The organism is Pseudomonas sp. 21, from assembly GCF_000955805.1.
GTDB lineage: Bacteria > Pseudomonadota > Gammaproteobacteria > Pseudomonadales > Pseudomonadaceae > Pseudomonas.
In genome coordinates this window covers 150383-165843 of sequence record NZ_JYOA01000001.1, presented here as the reverse complement: position 1 = coordinate 165843, position 15461 = coordinate 150383, and the positions used below count along the sequence as shown (strand labels likewise).

Here is a 15461-nt window from a genome sequence, read left to right as displayed (position 1 = left end):
GGGTCATCCTCGTGCGCAGGCGTCCGCGCGGGATGCGGGAAGCTGGAGGCATGCTGCACCGGGTGGGTGACAATCACGCGATGGGTTGATGACGGGGCGGTGATGAAAGTTCCCCCTGCCCATCGGAAGGCGGGGGCTAGCGTGCGCTTTCGACCACGCTGACGGTGGCGGTGGTGCCGGCGCGCAGGCGGTCGCGGCCCCTGTAGTCCGGGTCGATGGCGATGCGCACGGGGATGCGCTGGGCGAGTTTGACCCAGGTGTAGCTCGGGTTGATGTTGGCCAGCAGGCGCGCGCCGGGGGCGTTCTCGCGGTCGGTGATGGCGAAGGCGATGCTCTCGACGCGGCCGTCGAAGCGTTCGCCGCTCATCAGCTGCACGTCCACCCGGTCACCTTCGCGGATGCGCGGCAGCTTGGTTTCCTCGAAGTAGCCGCCGACGTAGAAGGAGTCGCTGTCCACCAGCGCCACCAGTGAATGGCCGGCGGTGGCGTAGTCGCCGGCGCGGGTCAGCAGGTTGGTTACGTAGCCGTTCACCGGCGCCACCACCCGGGTGCGTTCCAGGTCCAGGCGGGCCTGCTTCTGCGCGGCTTCGGCCAGGGCCACGTTGGCCTGCGCCAGGCCCAGGTTGGCCTGTTCGCGCAGCAGTTGCGCCTCGGCGACGGTGACGTCGGTATGGGCCTTCTCCCATTCCTCGCTGGAGATCGCCGAGCGCGCCTTCAGCGCGCGGCGGCGGGCTTCCTCGCTCTGGCGCTGCTGCAGCAAGGCCTGGTTGGCGGCGATGGCCGCCTGGGACTGGCCGAGCGCGGCGCGGGCGACTTCCACCGCGCGGTCGGCGTGCAGCACCGCCAGTTCGTAGCGCGCCGGGTCGATGGTCAGCAGCAGCTCGCCCTTGCTGACGTGCTGGTTGTCCTTCACCCGCAGCTCGACGATACGCCCGGTGACGTCCGCCGAGAGCGTCACCACGTCGGCGCGCACGCGAGCGTCGCGGGTCCAGGGCGCGCGGGTGTAGTAGGTCCAGGCGAAGTAGCCGAGGATCAGGGCGAGCGCGACCACGGCCAGGGTGATCAGGGGCGGCAGGGCTTTGCGCAGGCTGGCCATTCAGTGCAGGGCTCCCATGAGCAGGATCAGGCCTGCGCAGATGCAGGCGTAGAGCGCGCCTTCGAACAGCGCTTCGTGCCAGACCAGGCGCAATACACCGAGGCGACGCAGGCTCCAGTCCAGCAGCAGGAAGATCGGCAGGGCCAGCAGCAGTGCCTGGGCCAGCGGCGGCAGGTAGACCCCGCCCAGTTCGATGTCAACGGGCATGCAGCGCGGCTTCCCCGTGGTCGTCGTGAAGGACGGCGGATTCGCCGTAAAGGTCGCGGAAGCGTTCCAGCAGGTCGGCGGCCACCAGCAGCGCCACGCCGCTGACGAACACCGGGCGCATGGCATCGCCGCTGGGGTAGTTGCCGTGGCTTTGCAGCTCGTCCAGCTCGTTGCCCAGCTCGCGCATGGCCGGCAGCACGCGGTGCAGCGGCGCGGCCGGTGGCTGGTCGAGGCAGGCAGCGAGTTCATCCAGCAGCAGTGACAGCCGGGCGCGCAGGGCTTGCGGCAGGCCGTTGGGGTTGAGGCTCTCGCGGCGCAGCTGGTGCAGCACCACGCCGAGGGTCATGCTCGCCAGGCTGCACTGGAAGCGCTCGCCGGACTGGCTGTCGCGCGCCGCCGGGAGCAAGCCGAGCATGATCGCCAGGCGATCCACCATGCGGCTCTCGAACAGGAAACGGCGCGCCTCGCTGGGTTTGGACAGCAGTACCGAGCGCACCTCGGCGCGGGTGCGGCGCGACTGGCGGCGCAGGCGCGCATCGGCATCGAAGGGGAACACCCAGGCGTACACCAGCAAGGCCAGCACGCCGGCGCTGACGTAGCCGCCGGCGAACTCGAACCATTGCAGCGAGGTGTTGATCCACGCGCCCTGGTTCTGCGGGCCGACCAGCAGGAAGGTGGACAGCCCCAGGCCGATGCCGATCCCGGCGGTCTGCGGATTGGCCAGGCCCACCGCGATCACGTACAGCAGCGGCGTGAGGAACAGGGCGAGCATCTCGAAGTCGCCGACGCTGGGCAGCAGCAGGAATTGCAGCAGCGCCGCCGCCACCAGCGCCATGGCCAGCCCGCGCATGTACGCCAGGCTGGCCATCAGCGGGCGCGGGAAGGTGGCCAGCAGCGAACAGAGGATGCCGATCAGGATCATCCCGGCGCGCGCGCCGTCCCAGGCGGTTTCCACCCAGATCCAGCCGGCGCAGCACAGCGCGACGAAAGCGCGGGTGGCGTTCATCGCCGCCAGGTGGAAGTCCAGGTGCAGGGCGTGGGCCTGGCTTTGCGGGTAGGAACTGCTGCCGGGGCGGCCTTCCTGGATCGCCTCGCTCAGCTCGATCATCTCGTCCAGCTGCTGCATCAGCCGCGCCTGCTCGAAGCGCAGCGCCCAGGCCAGTGAACGCAGCGACGTGGGCAGTCCGTCGGCGAGCTCTTCGGCCTGCCGCGCGGCAGCATCGAAGCGCTGGCGCAGCTGGGTGATGCGCTTGCGGGTGGCACCGGGCAGCTCGCGGCCGAACTCGGCCAGCTCGGCGAGGCAGGCCAGTTCGTCTTCGCGCAGGCGCCGTACGGATTCGGGCAGCGGGCCGCTCAGGCGCGCCTCGATCAGCTTGCGCTGGCGCCGCAGGATGGCCAGCCGCGAAGTCATCAGCACCAGCTGGTTGGCCAGCTGCTGCACCAGTTCATCGGCGCCGCGCAGACGCGGGGCGTCGAAATAAAGATGCCGGCGCAGCATTTCCAGGGCGGCGATCTCGCCCAGCAGTTGCTTCTGCCGTTGCTGGAAATCGTCCTCCAGCTCCTCGCCACGGATCACCGCGGCGGCGTGCACGGCGATCAGGCGGATCAACTGGTCGACCTTGGCGAAATAGCCGCGCGCCACACTCTGCGGGCGGGCGAAGAACAGGCTGACCAGGGTCACGCAAGCCACGCCCAGCAAGGTCTCGGTGACGCGGGTGATGGCCAGGGTGTAGGTGGATTCGGGCGTCGGCTGGGCCAGCAACGCGACTATCACGGCGGTGAAGCCGCTCAGCACGAAGGCGTGGGAATAGGTGAAGCGCATCAGCGTGCCGCCGGCGGTGCAGATCGCCAGCCAGAGCGCCAGGGTGACGATGAAGGGCAAGGGCGCCTGGGGGAACAGCGCCATGATCGCCACCGCGACCATGGCGCCGATGGTGGTGCCGATCACCTGGGCGAAGCTCTTCTGCAGCGTCATGCCAGCCAGCGGGGTGCTGATGATGACGACCGTCATGGTCGCCCACTTGGGCTGGTCGAGGTCGAGCAGGAACGCCAGGTACAGCGTCAGCAGACCCGCGACTACGGTGCGCAGGGCAAACAGCAGGGTGTCGCGGCCGGGATGGATGATGGCGCGCAGGTACAGCAGCATGGGTGACATGCCGGGCCCTCGATCTTGGCGGGAGGACGCCCGTCGATGCGGTGCGTCGCGAACCCTGTTCAGTGTGGTCGAGGTTTTCCGGCTGTGGGAAATTTCTTGGCTCAGCCGGTGGCGTGCAGCGACTGCGCCAGACGCTCCTGGATGAAGTCGAGGAAGCACTGGATGCGCAGCGCCAGCTGCGAGTTGCGGTAGTACACCGCATGGATCGGCTGGCGGCGTTCGCTGGTCAGCTCCGGCAGCACGCGCACCAGCCGCCCGGCGCGGATGTCGTCGCAGGTCATGAAGCTGGCGAGGCAGGCGATGCCCTGGCCACCGATGGCCAGCTGGCGCAGGGTCTCGCCGCTGGAAGCGGACAGCGACGGGTCGACCGTGAGGGTGTCGCCACCGGCATGGCGGATCGGCCAGACGTTCAGCGCCTCGGGCTGGGTGAAGCCCAGCAGCGAGTGGCCGAGCAGCTCTTCCAGGTTGGTCGGAGTGCCGTGGCGCTCCAGGTAGTCCGGTGCGGCGAGCAGGTTCAGCCGGCTGCTGCCCAGCGGACGGGCGTGCAGGCTGGAATCGGCGAGGTGGCCGATGCGGATGGCGATGTCGGTGCTCTGTTCCAGCAGGTCGATGTTGAGGTCATTGGTGTTGAGCTGCAGCTCGATGTCCGGGTAGCGCTCGCGGAAGGCGCCGATATGCGGCACCACGGCATGCAGCATGAAGGGCGACGCGGCGTTGATCCGCAGGCGACCGGCCGGGGATTGCTGGCGCAGGGCCAGGCGCTCTTCCAGGGCGTCCATCTGTTCGAGGATGTGCCGGGCGTTCTCCAGGAAGAACTCGCCTTCCTCGGTCAGCTTCATCCGCCGCGTGGTGCGGTTGAGCAGGGTGGTGCCGAGCTTTTCCTCCAGCTTCGACAACGCCCGGCTCACGGCCGAGGGCGTCAGCCCCAGTTGCTCGGCGGCGGCAGTGATGGAGCCGCAGTCGATCACCGTGGCGAAGGTCTTGAGTTCGTCGGAGTGGGCTTTCATCGTTGGGCCTGTTGGAGGGGCGGCGGAATGGATGGTAGCGGCTGGCTTTTGTAGGAGCGAGCTTGCTCGCGAACCGCATCGCAGCGGGGCGCGTTCGCGAGCAAGCTCGCTCCTACAGGCTGACTTCGGTGCTTCGGTGCTTCGGTCGTCGCAGGAGCGGACTCTGTCCGCGATCGATTCGCCTCTGCTCCATCAGACTGAGCGAGGCCCACCCATCGCGGACGGAGTCCGCTCCCACGCAGATGTGGATCAGAAGGTACCCGGATAAGCCCCGCCATCGAGCAGCAGGTTCTGCCCGGTCAGGTAGCCGGCGTGGGCGCTGCACAGGAAGGCGCAGAAGGCACCGAATTCCTCGGCGCTGCCGAAGCGCCCGGCGGGAATTTCCTGCCGGCCGGCATCCACCAGTTCGTCTTTGTCGCGGCCGCTGAGAGTCGCCGCGCGGTGGAAGCCGCTGCGCAGGCGGTCGGTGTCGAAGGAGCCGGGCAGCAGGCCGTTGATGGTCACGTTGTTGCCCGCTACCTGTGGCTGGCGGGCAACGCCGGCGACGAAGCCGGTCAGGCCGCTGCGCGCACCGTTGGACAGCCCGAGGGTGGCGATGGGCGCCTTCACCGAACCGGAGGTGATGTTGACGATGCGCCCGAAGCCGCGTTCGGCCATGCCGTCGATGGTGGCCTTGATCAGCTCGATGGGCGTGAGCATGTTCAGCTCCAGGGCGCGCAGCCAGTCTTCGCGCTCCCAGTCGCGGAAATCACCGGGAGGCGGGCCGCCAGCGTTGTTGACCAGGATGTCGACCTGCGGGCAGGCGGCGAGCAGTGCGGCACGCACATCCGGCTGGCTGATGTCGCCGGCCACTTCGCGCACTTCCACGCCCAGTTGGCGCAGTTCGGCGGCGGTCGCGGCGAGGGTGTCGACGTCGCGGGCGTTGATCGCCAGGTTCACGCCTTCGCGGGCCAGCGCCAGCGCGCAGCCCTTGCCCAGCCCCTTGCTGGCGGCGCAGACCACGGCCCAGCGGCCCTTGATGCCCAGATCCATGTTGTTCTCCTGTTCAATGCAAATCGCCGGAACGTCCGGCATCGGTGGGAGCGGACTTTGTCCGCGATGGGCTGGCCGCACTTCGGGTTTGCCGGAGTGGTGGCGAAACGATCGCGGACGGAGTCCGCTCCCACGCATGATCATTCCGCCGCTCGGGCGCCGGTCAGGCAACGACCATCGGCGCCGGCAGCAGACTGATCCATTTACCGCTGCCTTCGCCGGACTTCAAGCGGCGCAGTGCTTCGGGCAGTTCGGCGAAGTCGAAGAACCGTGTTGCCGGCGCCTGCAGCTGGCCATTGGCGACGCCCTGCATCAGGTGCTCTGCGCCTGCGCGCAGCGCTTGCCAGTCGAGGGTTTCGCCGTGGACGTGGATGCTGTTGAGCGCCACTTCGTGCAGCGAGATGGCGGTGCTGAAAGCGGGCAGCGGGGCGTTTTCCTGGCGATCCTGGATGCACACCAGGTGGCCGTTGTAGCCCAGCAGCGGGGCGAGGCTGGCGGCGTGGTTGCCGCTGACGGTGTCGAAGATCCCGTGCAGGCGGCGCGGGCCGAGGACTTCGAGCAGTGCCTGGGTCCACTGGCCGTCGCGGTAGTCGAAGACTCCGGCGACGCCCAGTTGCAGCAGGTGCTCGCGGTGTTTCGCCGAGGCCGTCACCCACACGCGCAGGCCGCGTTGCAGGGCGAGCTGCGCCAGCAGGTAGCCGACCGCACCACCGGCGCCGGTCACCAGCACGTCGCGGTTGTGGCAGGCCGGTAGCTTCTCCAGCGCCTGCCAGGCGGTCAGGCCGGGGCAGGGCAGGCTGGCGGCGCTGGCGTCGTCCAGTGAATCGGGCACCGGGTAGACGGCGCGGGCGCGCAGCAGGGTGACTTCGGCGAAGCTGCCGCCGCGGGTCAGCGCCTGGTGGTAGGCGACGCGGGTGCCGGCACGCAGGTTCACGCCGCTACCCACCGCGATGACGATGCCGACGCCATCCACGCCGGGCACCTGGCCTTGCTGCCAGTCGTCGCGGCCCCAGTCGATCATCTTCCAGTCCACCGGGTTCAGTGCGATGGCGGTGTTGGCCACCAGCACTTCGTCCGGGCCCGGCGCCGGCACCGGCCGGCGGGCGAGGCACAGGCCGTCGAGGCTGGCGCCGGGCGTCCAGGTCCAGGCGGCGTAGTCGTTTGCGGTCATAGGGCCGTTTGCACTCATGAGAACTCCTCGAAAACAGGAAAGCCGCCCCGAGAGGCGGCTGTCGATCGGCTACGGATCAGTCCCAGGCCGGGGCCAGGCTTTCCGGGCTGGTGATGCGCTCGTTGCGCTCCAGCGCGGCGATGGCGGCCATGTCGGCGTCGGTCAGGCGCAGGTCGACGGCGCGCAGGTTGCCTTCGAGGTTCTCGCGCTTGGTGGACGACGGGATCACCGAGTAGCCCAGCTGCATGGCCCAGGCCAGGGTGACCTGCGCCGGGGTGACGCCGTGGCGCCTGGCGATCTCGATGATCACCTCGTCGCTGAGCACCTTGCCGTAGCCCAGGGTCATGTAGGAGGTGATGTGGATGCCCTGGCTCCGGGCGAATTCCACCACCTTGCGGTTCTGCAGGTAGGGGTGCAGTTCCACCTGGTTGGTGGCGATCTGGCCGGCGCCGACGGCGGCGATGGCTTCGCGCATCAGGGCGATGGTGAAGTTGGACACGCCGATCTCGCCGGTCAGGCCCTGGGCCTTGGCTTCGGCCAGGGCGCCCATGAACTCGGCGACCGGGACTTCGCCCTTGGGCGACGGCCAGTGGATCAGCGTCAGCTCGACACGGTCGGTGCGCAGCTTGTGCAGGCTGTCCTTGAGGCTGGGGATCAGCTTGTCGGCGGCGTAGTTCTCGGTCCAGATCTTGGTGGTCAGGTACAGCTCGTCACGCTTGACCCTGGCGCCGGCGATGGCCTCGCCGACGTCGGCTTCGTTGCCGTAGATCTGTGCGGTGTCGATGGCACGGTAGCCCAGGTCCAGCGCAGTGCGGATCGAGTCGATGACGGTCTGGCCCTTGAGGCGGAAGGTGCCGAGGCCGAAGGCGGGAACGCTCATGGAAGAACTCCTTGTGGTCGATCAGTGAGTGGGAACCGCGCCGACGGTGCTCGGTTCCATGGAATTGCGCCGGTCCAGACGGCCGCTCAGGGCGGTCAGGCCGAAGGCGGCGAGAGTGACGACAGCGGCGATCCAGGGCGTATGGCCCAGGCCCAGGTGGCTGACGACTAGACCGCCCGCCCAGGAACCGCCGGCCACGCCGAGGTTGAAGGCGGCGATATTGAAGCCGGCGGCCACGTCCACGGCGTCCGGCGCCACGCGCTCGGCCTGTTGCACGACATACACCTGCAGACCGGGGACGTTGCCGAAGGCCACTGCGCCCCAGGCCAGCACCGTCAGTACCACCAGCCAGGGGTTGCCGGCGGTGAAGGTGAGCACCAGCAGCACCGAAGCCAGCAGGCCGAAGATGATTTTCAGGGCGCTGACCGGGCCGCGCTTGTCGGCCAGGCGGCCGCCCCAGATATTGCCGATGGCCACCGAGACACCGTAGGCCAGGAGTACGGCGCCGACCATGTTCGGGCTGAATCCGGCCAGGTCCTGGAGGATCGGCGCGAGGAAGGTGAAGGCGATCAGCGAGCCGCCGTAGCCCACCGCAGTCATCGCATAGACCAGCAGCAGGCGCGGTTGCAGCAGCACGCGGGCCTGGCGCAGCAGCGGTGCCGGCGGCGTGTGCTGGATGTTCTTCGGCACGAACAGCAGGCTGCCGAGCAGGGCGACCACGCCGAAGGCGGCGACCACCAGGAAGGTCACGCGCCAGCCCAGGTGCTGGCCGATGAAGGTGCCCAGCGGGATACCGGTGACGAAGGCCACGGTCATGCCGCTGAACATGGTGGCGATGGCGCTGGCGGCCTTGTCCTTGCTCACCAGGTTGGTGGCGATGATCGAGCCGACCGAGAAGAACACGCCGTGGGCCAGGCCGGTGAGGATCCGCGCAATGATCAGCGATTCGTAGCTGGGCGCCCGCCAGGCCACCAGGTTGCCGACGGTGAACAGCGCCATCAGGCCGACCAGCAGCGCCTTGCGCGGGATGCGCCCGGTCATGGCGGTGAGCAGCGGTGCGCCGATGGCGACGCTCAGGGCGTAGAGGCTGACCAGCAGGCCGGCGGAGGGCAGGGTGACGCCCAGGTCGGTGGCGATGGTGGGAATCAGGCCGACGATGACGAACTCCGTCGTGCCGATGGCGAAGGCGCTCAGGGTCAGCGCCAGGAGAGCGAGTGGCATGGTGGGGGGCTCCGGACGAATGGGATGCGATGGAGGCATTGTCCGGAAGTCAGGCTTTGAGAAAAACGCGGTGAACGTCAAAGGATAGTTGAGCAGAAGTCACGAATGGTTCGACGGTCTACGCTGGAGGTCATGTCACCCGAGGAGTGGGACCATGCACTACACCGGTAGCTGCCACTGCGGTGCAGTGGCCTTCGCCTTCGAAGCCGACCTGGATGAACTGGTGCGCTGTGATTGTTCGCTGTGCGGCAAGCGCAATGCCCTGATGGCGACTGTGCCAAAGGACCAGTTCCGCCTCACCCGCGGCGACCAGGCGTTGCGCCTGTACCGCTGGAACAGCGGCGTCGCGCTGCATTATTTCTGCGGGACTTGCGGCATCTATGTCTACCACCAGCGCCGCAGTAATCCGGCGCTGCTCAGCGTGAATGCCAGCTGCATCGACGGCCTCGACCCCGAGTCGATCCCGACGCGGCGGGTGGACGGCAAGAGCATGAGCACGGTAGCCGGGCCGAGCGTGTAGGAGCGAGCTTGCTCGCGAACCCGCCCTCGCAGCGGGGCTGTTCGCGAGCAAGCTCGCTCCTACGATGGGGCATCGCATGGGTGTTCATCCGTGGGGCGCGTTGTGGCCATCCTGGGCCGCGCCCACAAAAAAGCCCCGCACAAGGCGGGGCTTCTTCTTTATCCAGGTGGCGATCAGTTGGCGGCAGCGGCGGCCATGTCCGCCACGCTCTCGCCACGGTGTGCGCTGAACTGCGGAGCCAGCGACCCGACGACCATGCCGATGGCGCTGCAGATCAGGCCAACCAGTTGCGGCGGCCAGAAGTCGCCTTCCTGGTAGCCCAGTTCCAGCGATACCCAGCCGATCAGGCCGCAGGCGATGGCGGTCAGGGCGCCCTGGGTGGTGGCGCGCTTCCAGAACAGGCCGAAGAACAGCGGCACCACGGCGGCGACCAGGGTCACCTTGTAGGCGTTGCCGACCATCTCGTAGATGCTGGCGTTGGACAGCAGGGCGAACAGGCAGGTGGCGACGGTCATCGCCAGTACGCTGCAACGCATGGCCAGCAGGGCCTGGCGGTCGTTCATGTTGGGCAGGAAGTGCTTGACGATGTTCTCGGTCAGGGTCACCGACGGAGCCAGCAGGGCGCCCGAGGCAGAGGACATGATGGCCGAGAGCAGGGCGCCGAAGAACATGATCTGGGCGAACAGCGGGGTACGTTCCAGGATCAGGTGCGGCAGGATCTGCTGGGAGTCTTCGGCCAGCCAGTGCTTGACCATCTCCGGCTCGATCATCGAGGCGGCGTAGATCAGGAAGATCGGCAGCATGCAGAAGACCAGGTAGCAGCAGGCACCGGTCATGGTGGCGCGCTGGGCGATCTTCTCGGTCTTGGCCGACATCACGCGGGCATACACGTCCTGCTGCGGGATCGAGCCGAACATCATGGTTACCGCGGCGCCGAGGAAGGCGACGATGTCCTTGGCCGAGGTGCCGTGCAGGAAGGTGAACTTGCCTTCGCTGGCGGCGTGGCTGATCACGTTGACCGGGCCACCGGCCATGTCGCCGATCAGCCAGACCAGGTAGAACAGGCCGCAGACGATGATGATCATCTGCAGGAAGTCGGTCAGCGCCACCGACCACATGCCGCCGAACAGGGTGTGCAGCAGGACGATGATGGTGCCGATGATCATGCCCTGGGTGGTGGTCAGGCCACCGTCGGAGAGCACGCTGAAGACCACGCCCAGCGCAGTGATCTGCGCGGCGACCCAGCCCATGTAGGAAATGATGATCACCAGGCTGGTGAAGATTTCCACGTGCTGGCCGAAGCGCTTGCGGAAGAAGTCACCGATGGTGAGCAGGTTGAGGCGGTACAGCGGGCGGGCGAAGACCACGCCGACCAGCATCAGGCAGCCGAAGGAGCCGAAGGGGTCTTCGATGATCCCGGCGAAGCCTTCTTCGAGGAAGGTGGCGGGAATCCCCAGCACGGCTTCGGAGCCGAACCAGGTGGCGAACACCATGGTCACGACGAGGGGGAAGGACATGCTCCGGCCAGCGGCGGCATAGTCCGAGGAGTTGTGCACGCGGGTGGTGGCGTAGAAACCGACAGCTACGGTGATCACCAGATACACCGCTACAAACCAGATCAGCATTTGTTCGTTCCGTTGGCTCGCCGGGAACCATGCTGCCGAGACGAAGCTCGGGCAGGTGGGCCACGACTGACAAAGTTGTTTTTGTTGGGTTGCGCGGCCGAGGTCATCCGGTGCACCAGGCAGTGGGAGCCGGAAAAACGTAACCAGTTGCGACAACGGGCCGCAGTCTGCCAAATCCGTCAAATATGTCAAACACTTGAGTTGCGCATGAGCGAAAAAAATTACATCTCAAGACGAATGGTGTAGTTAAAGGATTGATTTGATTGGTTGCTAACGATTCTGACTGACCAGTTAGTCGTTTATTTTTTACAGGGCATGTTCGATAAGCAGAACATTCCACAAGCCGCTAGGCTCTTGGCACGGCACGATTTCGAAGGACCTTCATGTTCGAGCATCTCGACCTCGCCCAACTGCTTTCCAGCTACGGCTATCCGGTGCTTTTCCTCGGTTGCCTGCTGGAGGGCGAGTCGATGCTGCTGTTGGCGGGCATCGCGGCGCACCAGGGGCTGCTCGGCTTCACGCCGGTGGTGGTCTGGGCGACGCTGGCGGGAACGCTGGGCGACCAGTTGCTGTTCTGGGGCGGCCGCCGCGCGGGCGACCGTGCCGTGCCCTGGCTGCAACGGCGCGGGCTGGCCATCGAGCGGGTCACCGGGTTGATCGAGCGCTATCCGCACCTGTCGATCTTTGCGGTGCGCTTTCTCTACGGAATGCGGCTGGCCGGGCCACTGCTGATCGGCGCGAGCCGGGTAGGGCCGCTGCGTTTCCTGCTGATCAACCTGCTCGGCGCTTTCTGCTGGGCGCTGCTGTTTGCCAGTGCCGGGTACTGGGCCGGTCAGTTGCTGGAGCAGTGGCTGGGTAACCTGCGGCCTTACCGACTGCCGATGTTCGTCGCGGTGGTGCTGGTGTTCGGTGGCCTGGCGTTGTGGCGCTACGGGCGGCATCGGCACAAGCGCAAGCTCGACACATCCGCGAACCGATCGCCAAGTCCTTGATACAGAGCGGTTTGGATTCGTGCGCGGGGCGATTAGAATCGCCGCTCTTTCGTTCAAGGACGCTGTCATGAGCCTTTACCAGCCCGGCATTCTCGCCACCCCGGTTCCCGCCCACGCCCGCCACCTGTTCTTCGATCTGAAGTCGCTGCAGGATCTGCCCGCCGCGCTGGATCGCCTGATGCAGTTCGCCGATGGCGAGCGTGCAGTGGTCGGCTTCGGCGAGTCGCTGGTGCGTGCGCTGGGCCGCCGTATCGAGGGGCTGCGCGAGTTCCCGGCGATCTCCGGCGTGGGCGTCGACAACCCGTCCACCCCGCATGCGCTGTGGGTCTGGCTGCGTGGTGACGAGCGCGGCGAATTGCTGCTGCGCACCCAGGAAGTCCAGGCCCTGCTGGCCCCGGCGCTGGAGCTGGGCAGCCTGACCGAAGCCTTCCGCCACGGCAGCGGCCACGACCTGACCGGCTACGAGGATGGCACCGAGAACCCGCAGGACGATGACGCCATTGCGGCTGCCATCGTCGAGGGCGACGCCGGCCTGGCCGGCGGCAGCTTCGCCGCGATCCAGCAGTGGCGTCACCAGTTGCAGGACTTCGCGGCGCTGCCGCAGCACGAACGTGACGACATCATGGGCCGTCGCCTGAGCGACAACGAGGAGCTGGACGACGCGCCGGAGTCCGCCCACGTCAAACGCACCGCCCAGGAGAGCTTCGAGCCGGAAGCCTTCATCGTGCGCCGCTCCATGCCCTGGACCCAGGGCCAGGACGCCGGGCTGATGTTCCTCGCCTTCGGCTGCACCCTGGATGCCTTCGAAGTCCAGCTGCGTCGCATGAGCGGGCTGGAAGACGGGATTACCGACGCGTTGTATCGCTTCAGCCGCCCGCTCACCGGTGGCTATTACTGGTGCCCGCCGCGCAAGGATGGGCTGCTGGACTTGAGCGCGCTGCTCGGCTGATCCTTTGCCGCACCTCGAAAGCCCCGCCAGCGTGCGGGGCTTTTTTATGGCCGCTGCACGGCCAGATCGCGGGCATGGCCCGCTCCTGCAGGGGAGCGACGTGTTGTTGTAGGAGCGGGCCATGCCCGCGAACCCGATGTGGCACAGGAGGCCCGGCGGTTACCAATGGCACCCTGATCTTCCGCGGAATTGGCTGTTGGTCCGATGCACCCCGAGGCGTAGCGTGAACCCCACGTTCCCACTGCCCGAGGTACTCGCCATGCACGCATCCACGACCCTGAAACTGTTGTTCGCCGGCCTCGGCCTGGCCCTGAGCCTGCCGGTGTTCGCCCATGGCGATGCGGCCAATCCCGAGAAGATCGAAGTCCAGCAGGAACAAAAACTCCCCGACGCCGCTGGCAAGAAGGGCCTGATGATCACGGTGTCCTACGAGCCGGGGCAGGCATCCGGTGCCCACGTGCACAGCGGCTCGGTGTTTGCCTACGTGCTCGAAGGTGCGGTGATCTCCCAGCTGGAAGGGCAGAAGCCGGTGACCTACCGGGCCGGCCAGTCCTGGTACGAGGCGCCGAATACGCCGCACCTGGTCTCGCGCAATGCCAGCGACAAGAAGCCAGCCAAATTGCTGGTGTGGATGCTGCTGGACGAAGGCGCGCCGGTGCTGACGCCGCTGAAGCAGTAAGCGCAAAACGCAGAACCCCGCCGATTGGCGGGGTTCTGCTTTAGGGTCCGGGCAGGAATTCGTAGGGCGCATGACGCGCCAGCGTTATCCGCCGCTGGAGTGCCCTGCGCAGGCTGAGCATCACTCCGCCGCGCCGGGCACCTTGCGCGGGGCCATGAAGAACATCCAGGCCAGCGCGAGGAAGTACATGGTGGGGATGATGGTGAAGAGGATCGCGTAGTTGTTGTGGGTGACGGTGAGGATGTAGCCGACGATCTGGGTCATGAACATGCCGCCAATCGCCGCGAACATGCCGCCGAAGCCGAACACCGTGCTCATCAGGTGCTTGGGCGTGTAGTCCATCACCAGGCTCCAGATGTTCGCCGTCCAGGCCTGGTGCGCGCCCACGCCCAGGGCGATGGCGGCCACGGCGATCCACAGGCCGCTGGCCTTGGCGGCGAAGATCACGCCGATGATGGCGCAGGCGCAGATGAACATCGACAGCAGGCGCGCATGGATGGAGTTCATGCCGCGGCCGATCAGCCAGGACGAGAGGATGCCGCCGCCGATGCTGCCGAAGTCGGCGGTCAGCCAGATCAGCATCAGCGGGATGCCCATCTGGGTGACGCTGATGCCCAGGCCGTACTGCTGGTTGAGGAAGGGCGGCAGCCAGTAGAGGTAGAACCAGAACACCGGCGCGGTCAGCGAGTAGGCCAGGGCGAAGGCCCAGGTGCCACGCATGCGCAGGATGGTGGAGAAGGGCACGCGCTCGGCGGGCGGCTCGTCGGCTTCCTGGATGTAGTCCAGCTCGCTCTGCTTCACCGTCGGGTGCTCTTCGGGGTTGAAATACTTCAGGCTCCACAGCACCACCCAGACGAAGCCCAGCGCGCTCATGCACAGGAAAGCCGCCTGCCAGCCCCAGGCCGCAAGGATCAGCGGCAGCAGGGCGGGGGTGACCATGGCACCGACGTTGGTGCCGGCGTTGAAGATGCCGGTGGCCATGGCCCGCTCGCCAGCGGGGAACCACAGCCGCGTGGTTTTCACGCAGGCCGGGTAATTGGCGGCCTCGGTCAGGCCGAGGATGAAGCGGCAGACCATGAAGCCGGCCGCCGAGCTGGCCAGCCCGTGGGCGCCGGTGGCGAAGCTCCACAGCAGCACGGCGAAGAAGAATGCGCGCTTCACGCCGATGCGGTCGATCAGCCGGCCCTGCAGCACGAAGCCGATGGCATAGCCGACCTGGAACCAGAAGTTGATGTTGGCGTAGTCCATGGCCGTCCAGGCCATCTTCTCGGCGAGCACCGGCTGCATCACGCCCAGGGCGGCGCGGTCGATGTAATTCAGGGTAGTGGCGAAGAACACCAGGGCGAGCATGCCCCAGCGCACCTTGCCGACGGCCATGGCGCCACGCACCTTGCCGAAGAAGGAAGAACCGTGCGGAGCGACCGCAGCAAGGGGAGCGGATTGCGTATGGATCATGATCGGGGCCATCCGTTATCGGGCTGACGCGCAGCCTCGGGAATGATTGTCGTGCCGCAGGCGCTCCGTGTAGCCCACCGCTGATCGGCGTGGGCTGAGGGAAGACGTGCGGTGGCTGGCGAAAATCAGTGGGCGCGATGGCGTCCGAGCAGGCTGCACAGGCCTGGCATCAGGCGGGCCAGGACGGTTTGCGGATGACGGATGGGGGCGGCGAGGCGAGGTTGAGGGATGTACATGAGCAATTACCCGTTCTTGAAATTGTTATGGATGACACGCAGGCCATCTCGCAGCGGCTGTGGGTGTTGCGGGGATTGAGGCAGGTCCCCGGCGAGCCGGATTGCGTCGACGTGGCTAAATCTTGAGCAGCGGCCGGAACAGCGTCAATTCGATAAACGGCCTTTGGTTCGGTAATCGAACACAAAACTAACCAGTTAGTACACTTTAAATTGCCGGCATCCCGGACCGCCAGAAT

The 15461-nt window shown here is 66.9% G+C and carries 14 protein-coding genes; 4 read left to right on the top strand and 10 right to left on the bottom strand.

The annotated features are described in order from the left end of the window. Positions 1–136: 136 nt before the first annotated feature. The 8 genes from UB43_RS00730 to UB43_RS00695 all read right to left on the bottom strand — a co-directional run bounded on the left by UB43_RS00730 (position 137) and on the right by UB43_RS00695 (position 8769). Positions 137–1096, bottom strand: a complete 960-nt coding sequence (locus UB43_RS00730; protein WP_156160312.1) for an HlyD family secretion protein — start codon at positions 1094–1096, stop codon at positions 137–139. Next, the gene (locus UB43_RS00725; protein ID WP_045207441.1) at positions 1097–1303 is read right to left on the bottom strand and encodes a DUF1656 domain-containing protein; all 207 of its coding nucleotides are present in this window, start codon (positions 1301–1303) and stop codon (positions 1097–1099) included. Continuing rightward, the gene (locus UB43_RS00720) at positions 1293–3458 is read right to left on the bottom strand and encodes an FUSC family protein (RefSeq protein ID WP_045207439.1); all 2166 of its coding nucleotides are present in this window, start codon (positions 3456–3458) and stop codon (positions 1293–1295) included. Before UB43_RS00720 ends, UB43_RS00725 begins: the two co-directional genes overlap by 11 nt. A gap of 101 nt (positions 3459–3559) precedes the next feature. Further along, complete coding sequence (locus UB43_RS00715; RefSeq protein WP_045207437.1) at positions 3560–4465, bottom strand: LysR family transcriptional regulator; 906 nt, start codon at positions 4463–4465, stop codon at positions 3560–3562. Between the two features lie 249 nt (positions 4466–4714). Continuing rightward, entirely contained in the window at positions 4715–5497 is a 783-nt protein-coding gene (locus UB43_RS00710; RefSeq protein ID WP_045207435.1) for an SDR family oxidoreductase, read from the bottom strand. Positions 5498–5660: 163 nt separating this feature from the next. Further along, complete coding sequence (locus tag UB43_RS00705; RefSeq protein WP_045207433.1) at positions 5661–6668, bottom strand: zinc-binding dehydrogenase; 1008 nt, start codon at positions 6666–6668, stop codon at positions 5661–5663. 76 nt (positions 6669–6744) lie between these two features. Then, positions 6745–7548 carry a 2,5-didehydrogluconate reductase DkgB gene (gene dkgB / locus UB43_RS00700; protein WP_045207432.1) on the bottom strand — a complete coding sequence of 268 codons (804 nt, stop codon included), beginning with the start codon at positions 7546–7548 and terminating at the stop codon, positions 6745–6747. A gap of 21 nt (positions 7549–7569) precedes the next feature. After that, positions 7570–8769 carry an MFS transporter gene (locus tag UB43_RS00695; RefSeq protein WP_045207429.1) on the bottom strand — a complete coding sequence of 400 codons (1200 nt, stop codon included), beginning with the start codon at positions 8767–8769 and terminating at the stop codon, positions 7570–7572. Positions 8770–8923: 154 nt separating this feature from the next. Between UB43_RS00695 and UB43_RS00690 the strand changes: the two genes are divergently transcribed. Further along, a complete protein-coding gene (locus tag UB43_RS00690) occupies positions 8924–9289 on the top strand; it encodes a GFA family protein (RefSeq protein ID WP_045207427.1) in 366 nt (121 codons plus the stop codon). Positions 9290–9462: 173 nt separating this feature from the next. On the opposite strand, the gene UB43_RS00685 is transcribed toward UB43_RS00690, so the two are convergent. Next, positions 9463–10914, bottom strand: a complete 1452-nt coding sequence (locus tag UB43_RS00685) for a sodium:solute symporter family protein (RefSeq protein ID WP_045207425.1) — start codon at positions 10912–10914, stop codon at positions 9463–9465. A 383-nt stretch (positions 10915–11297) separates the two neighbouring features. On the opposite strand from UB43_RS00685, the gene UB43_RS00680 reads away from it, so the two are divergent. The 3 genes from UB43_RS00680 (at position 11298) to UB43_RS00670 (ending at position 13534) form a co-directional block, all read left to right on the top strand. Next, a complete protein-coding gene (locus UB43_RS00680; RefSeq protein WP_045207423.1) occupies positions 11298–11906 on the top strand; it encodes a DedA family protein in 609 nt (202 codons plus the stop codon). Positions 11907–11973: 67 nt separating this feature from the next. Continuing rightward, on the top strand, positions 11974–12855 hold the full coding sequence (locus UB43_RS00675; RefSeq protein ID WP_045207421.1) for a Dyp-type peroxidase: 882 nt from the start codon (positions 11974–11976) through the stop codon (positions 12853–12855). A gap of 259 nt (positions 12856–13114) precedes the next feature. Continuing rightward, on the top strand, positions 13115–13534 hold the full coding sequence (locus UB43_RS00670) for a cupin domain-containing protein (RefSeq protein ID WP_045207418.1): 420 nt from the start codon (positions 13115–13117) through the stop codon (positions 13532–13534). Positions 13535–13654: 120 nt separating this feature from the next. Here UB43_RS00670 and UB43_RS00665 read toward each other — a convergent pair whose 3' ends face one another. Continuing rightward, complete coding sequence (locus tag UB43_RS00665) at positions 13655–14989, bottom strand: MFS transporter (RefSeq protein WP_045208814.1); 1335 nt, start codon at positions 14987–14989, stop codon at positions 13655–13657. Positions 14990–15461: the final 472 nt, after the last annotated feature.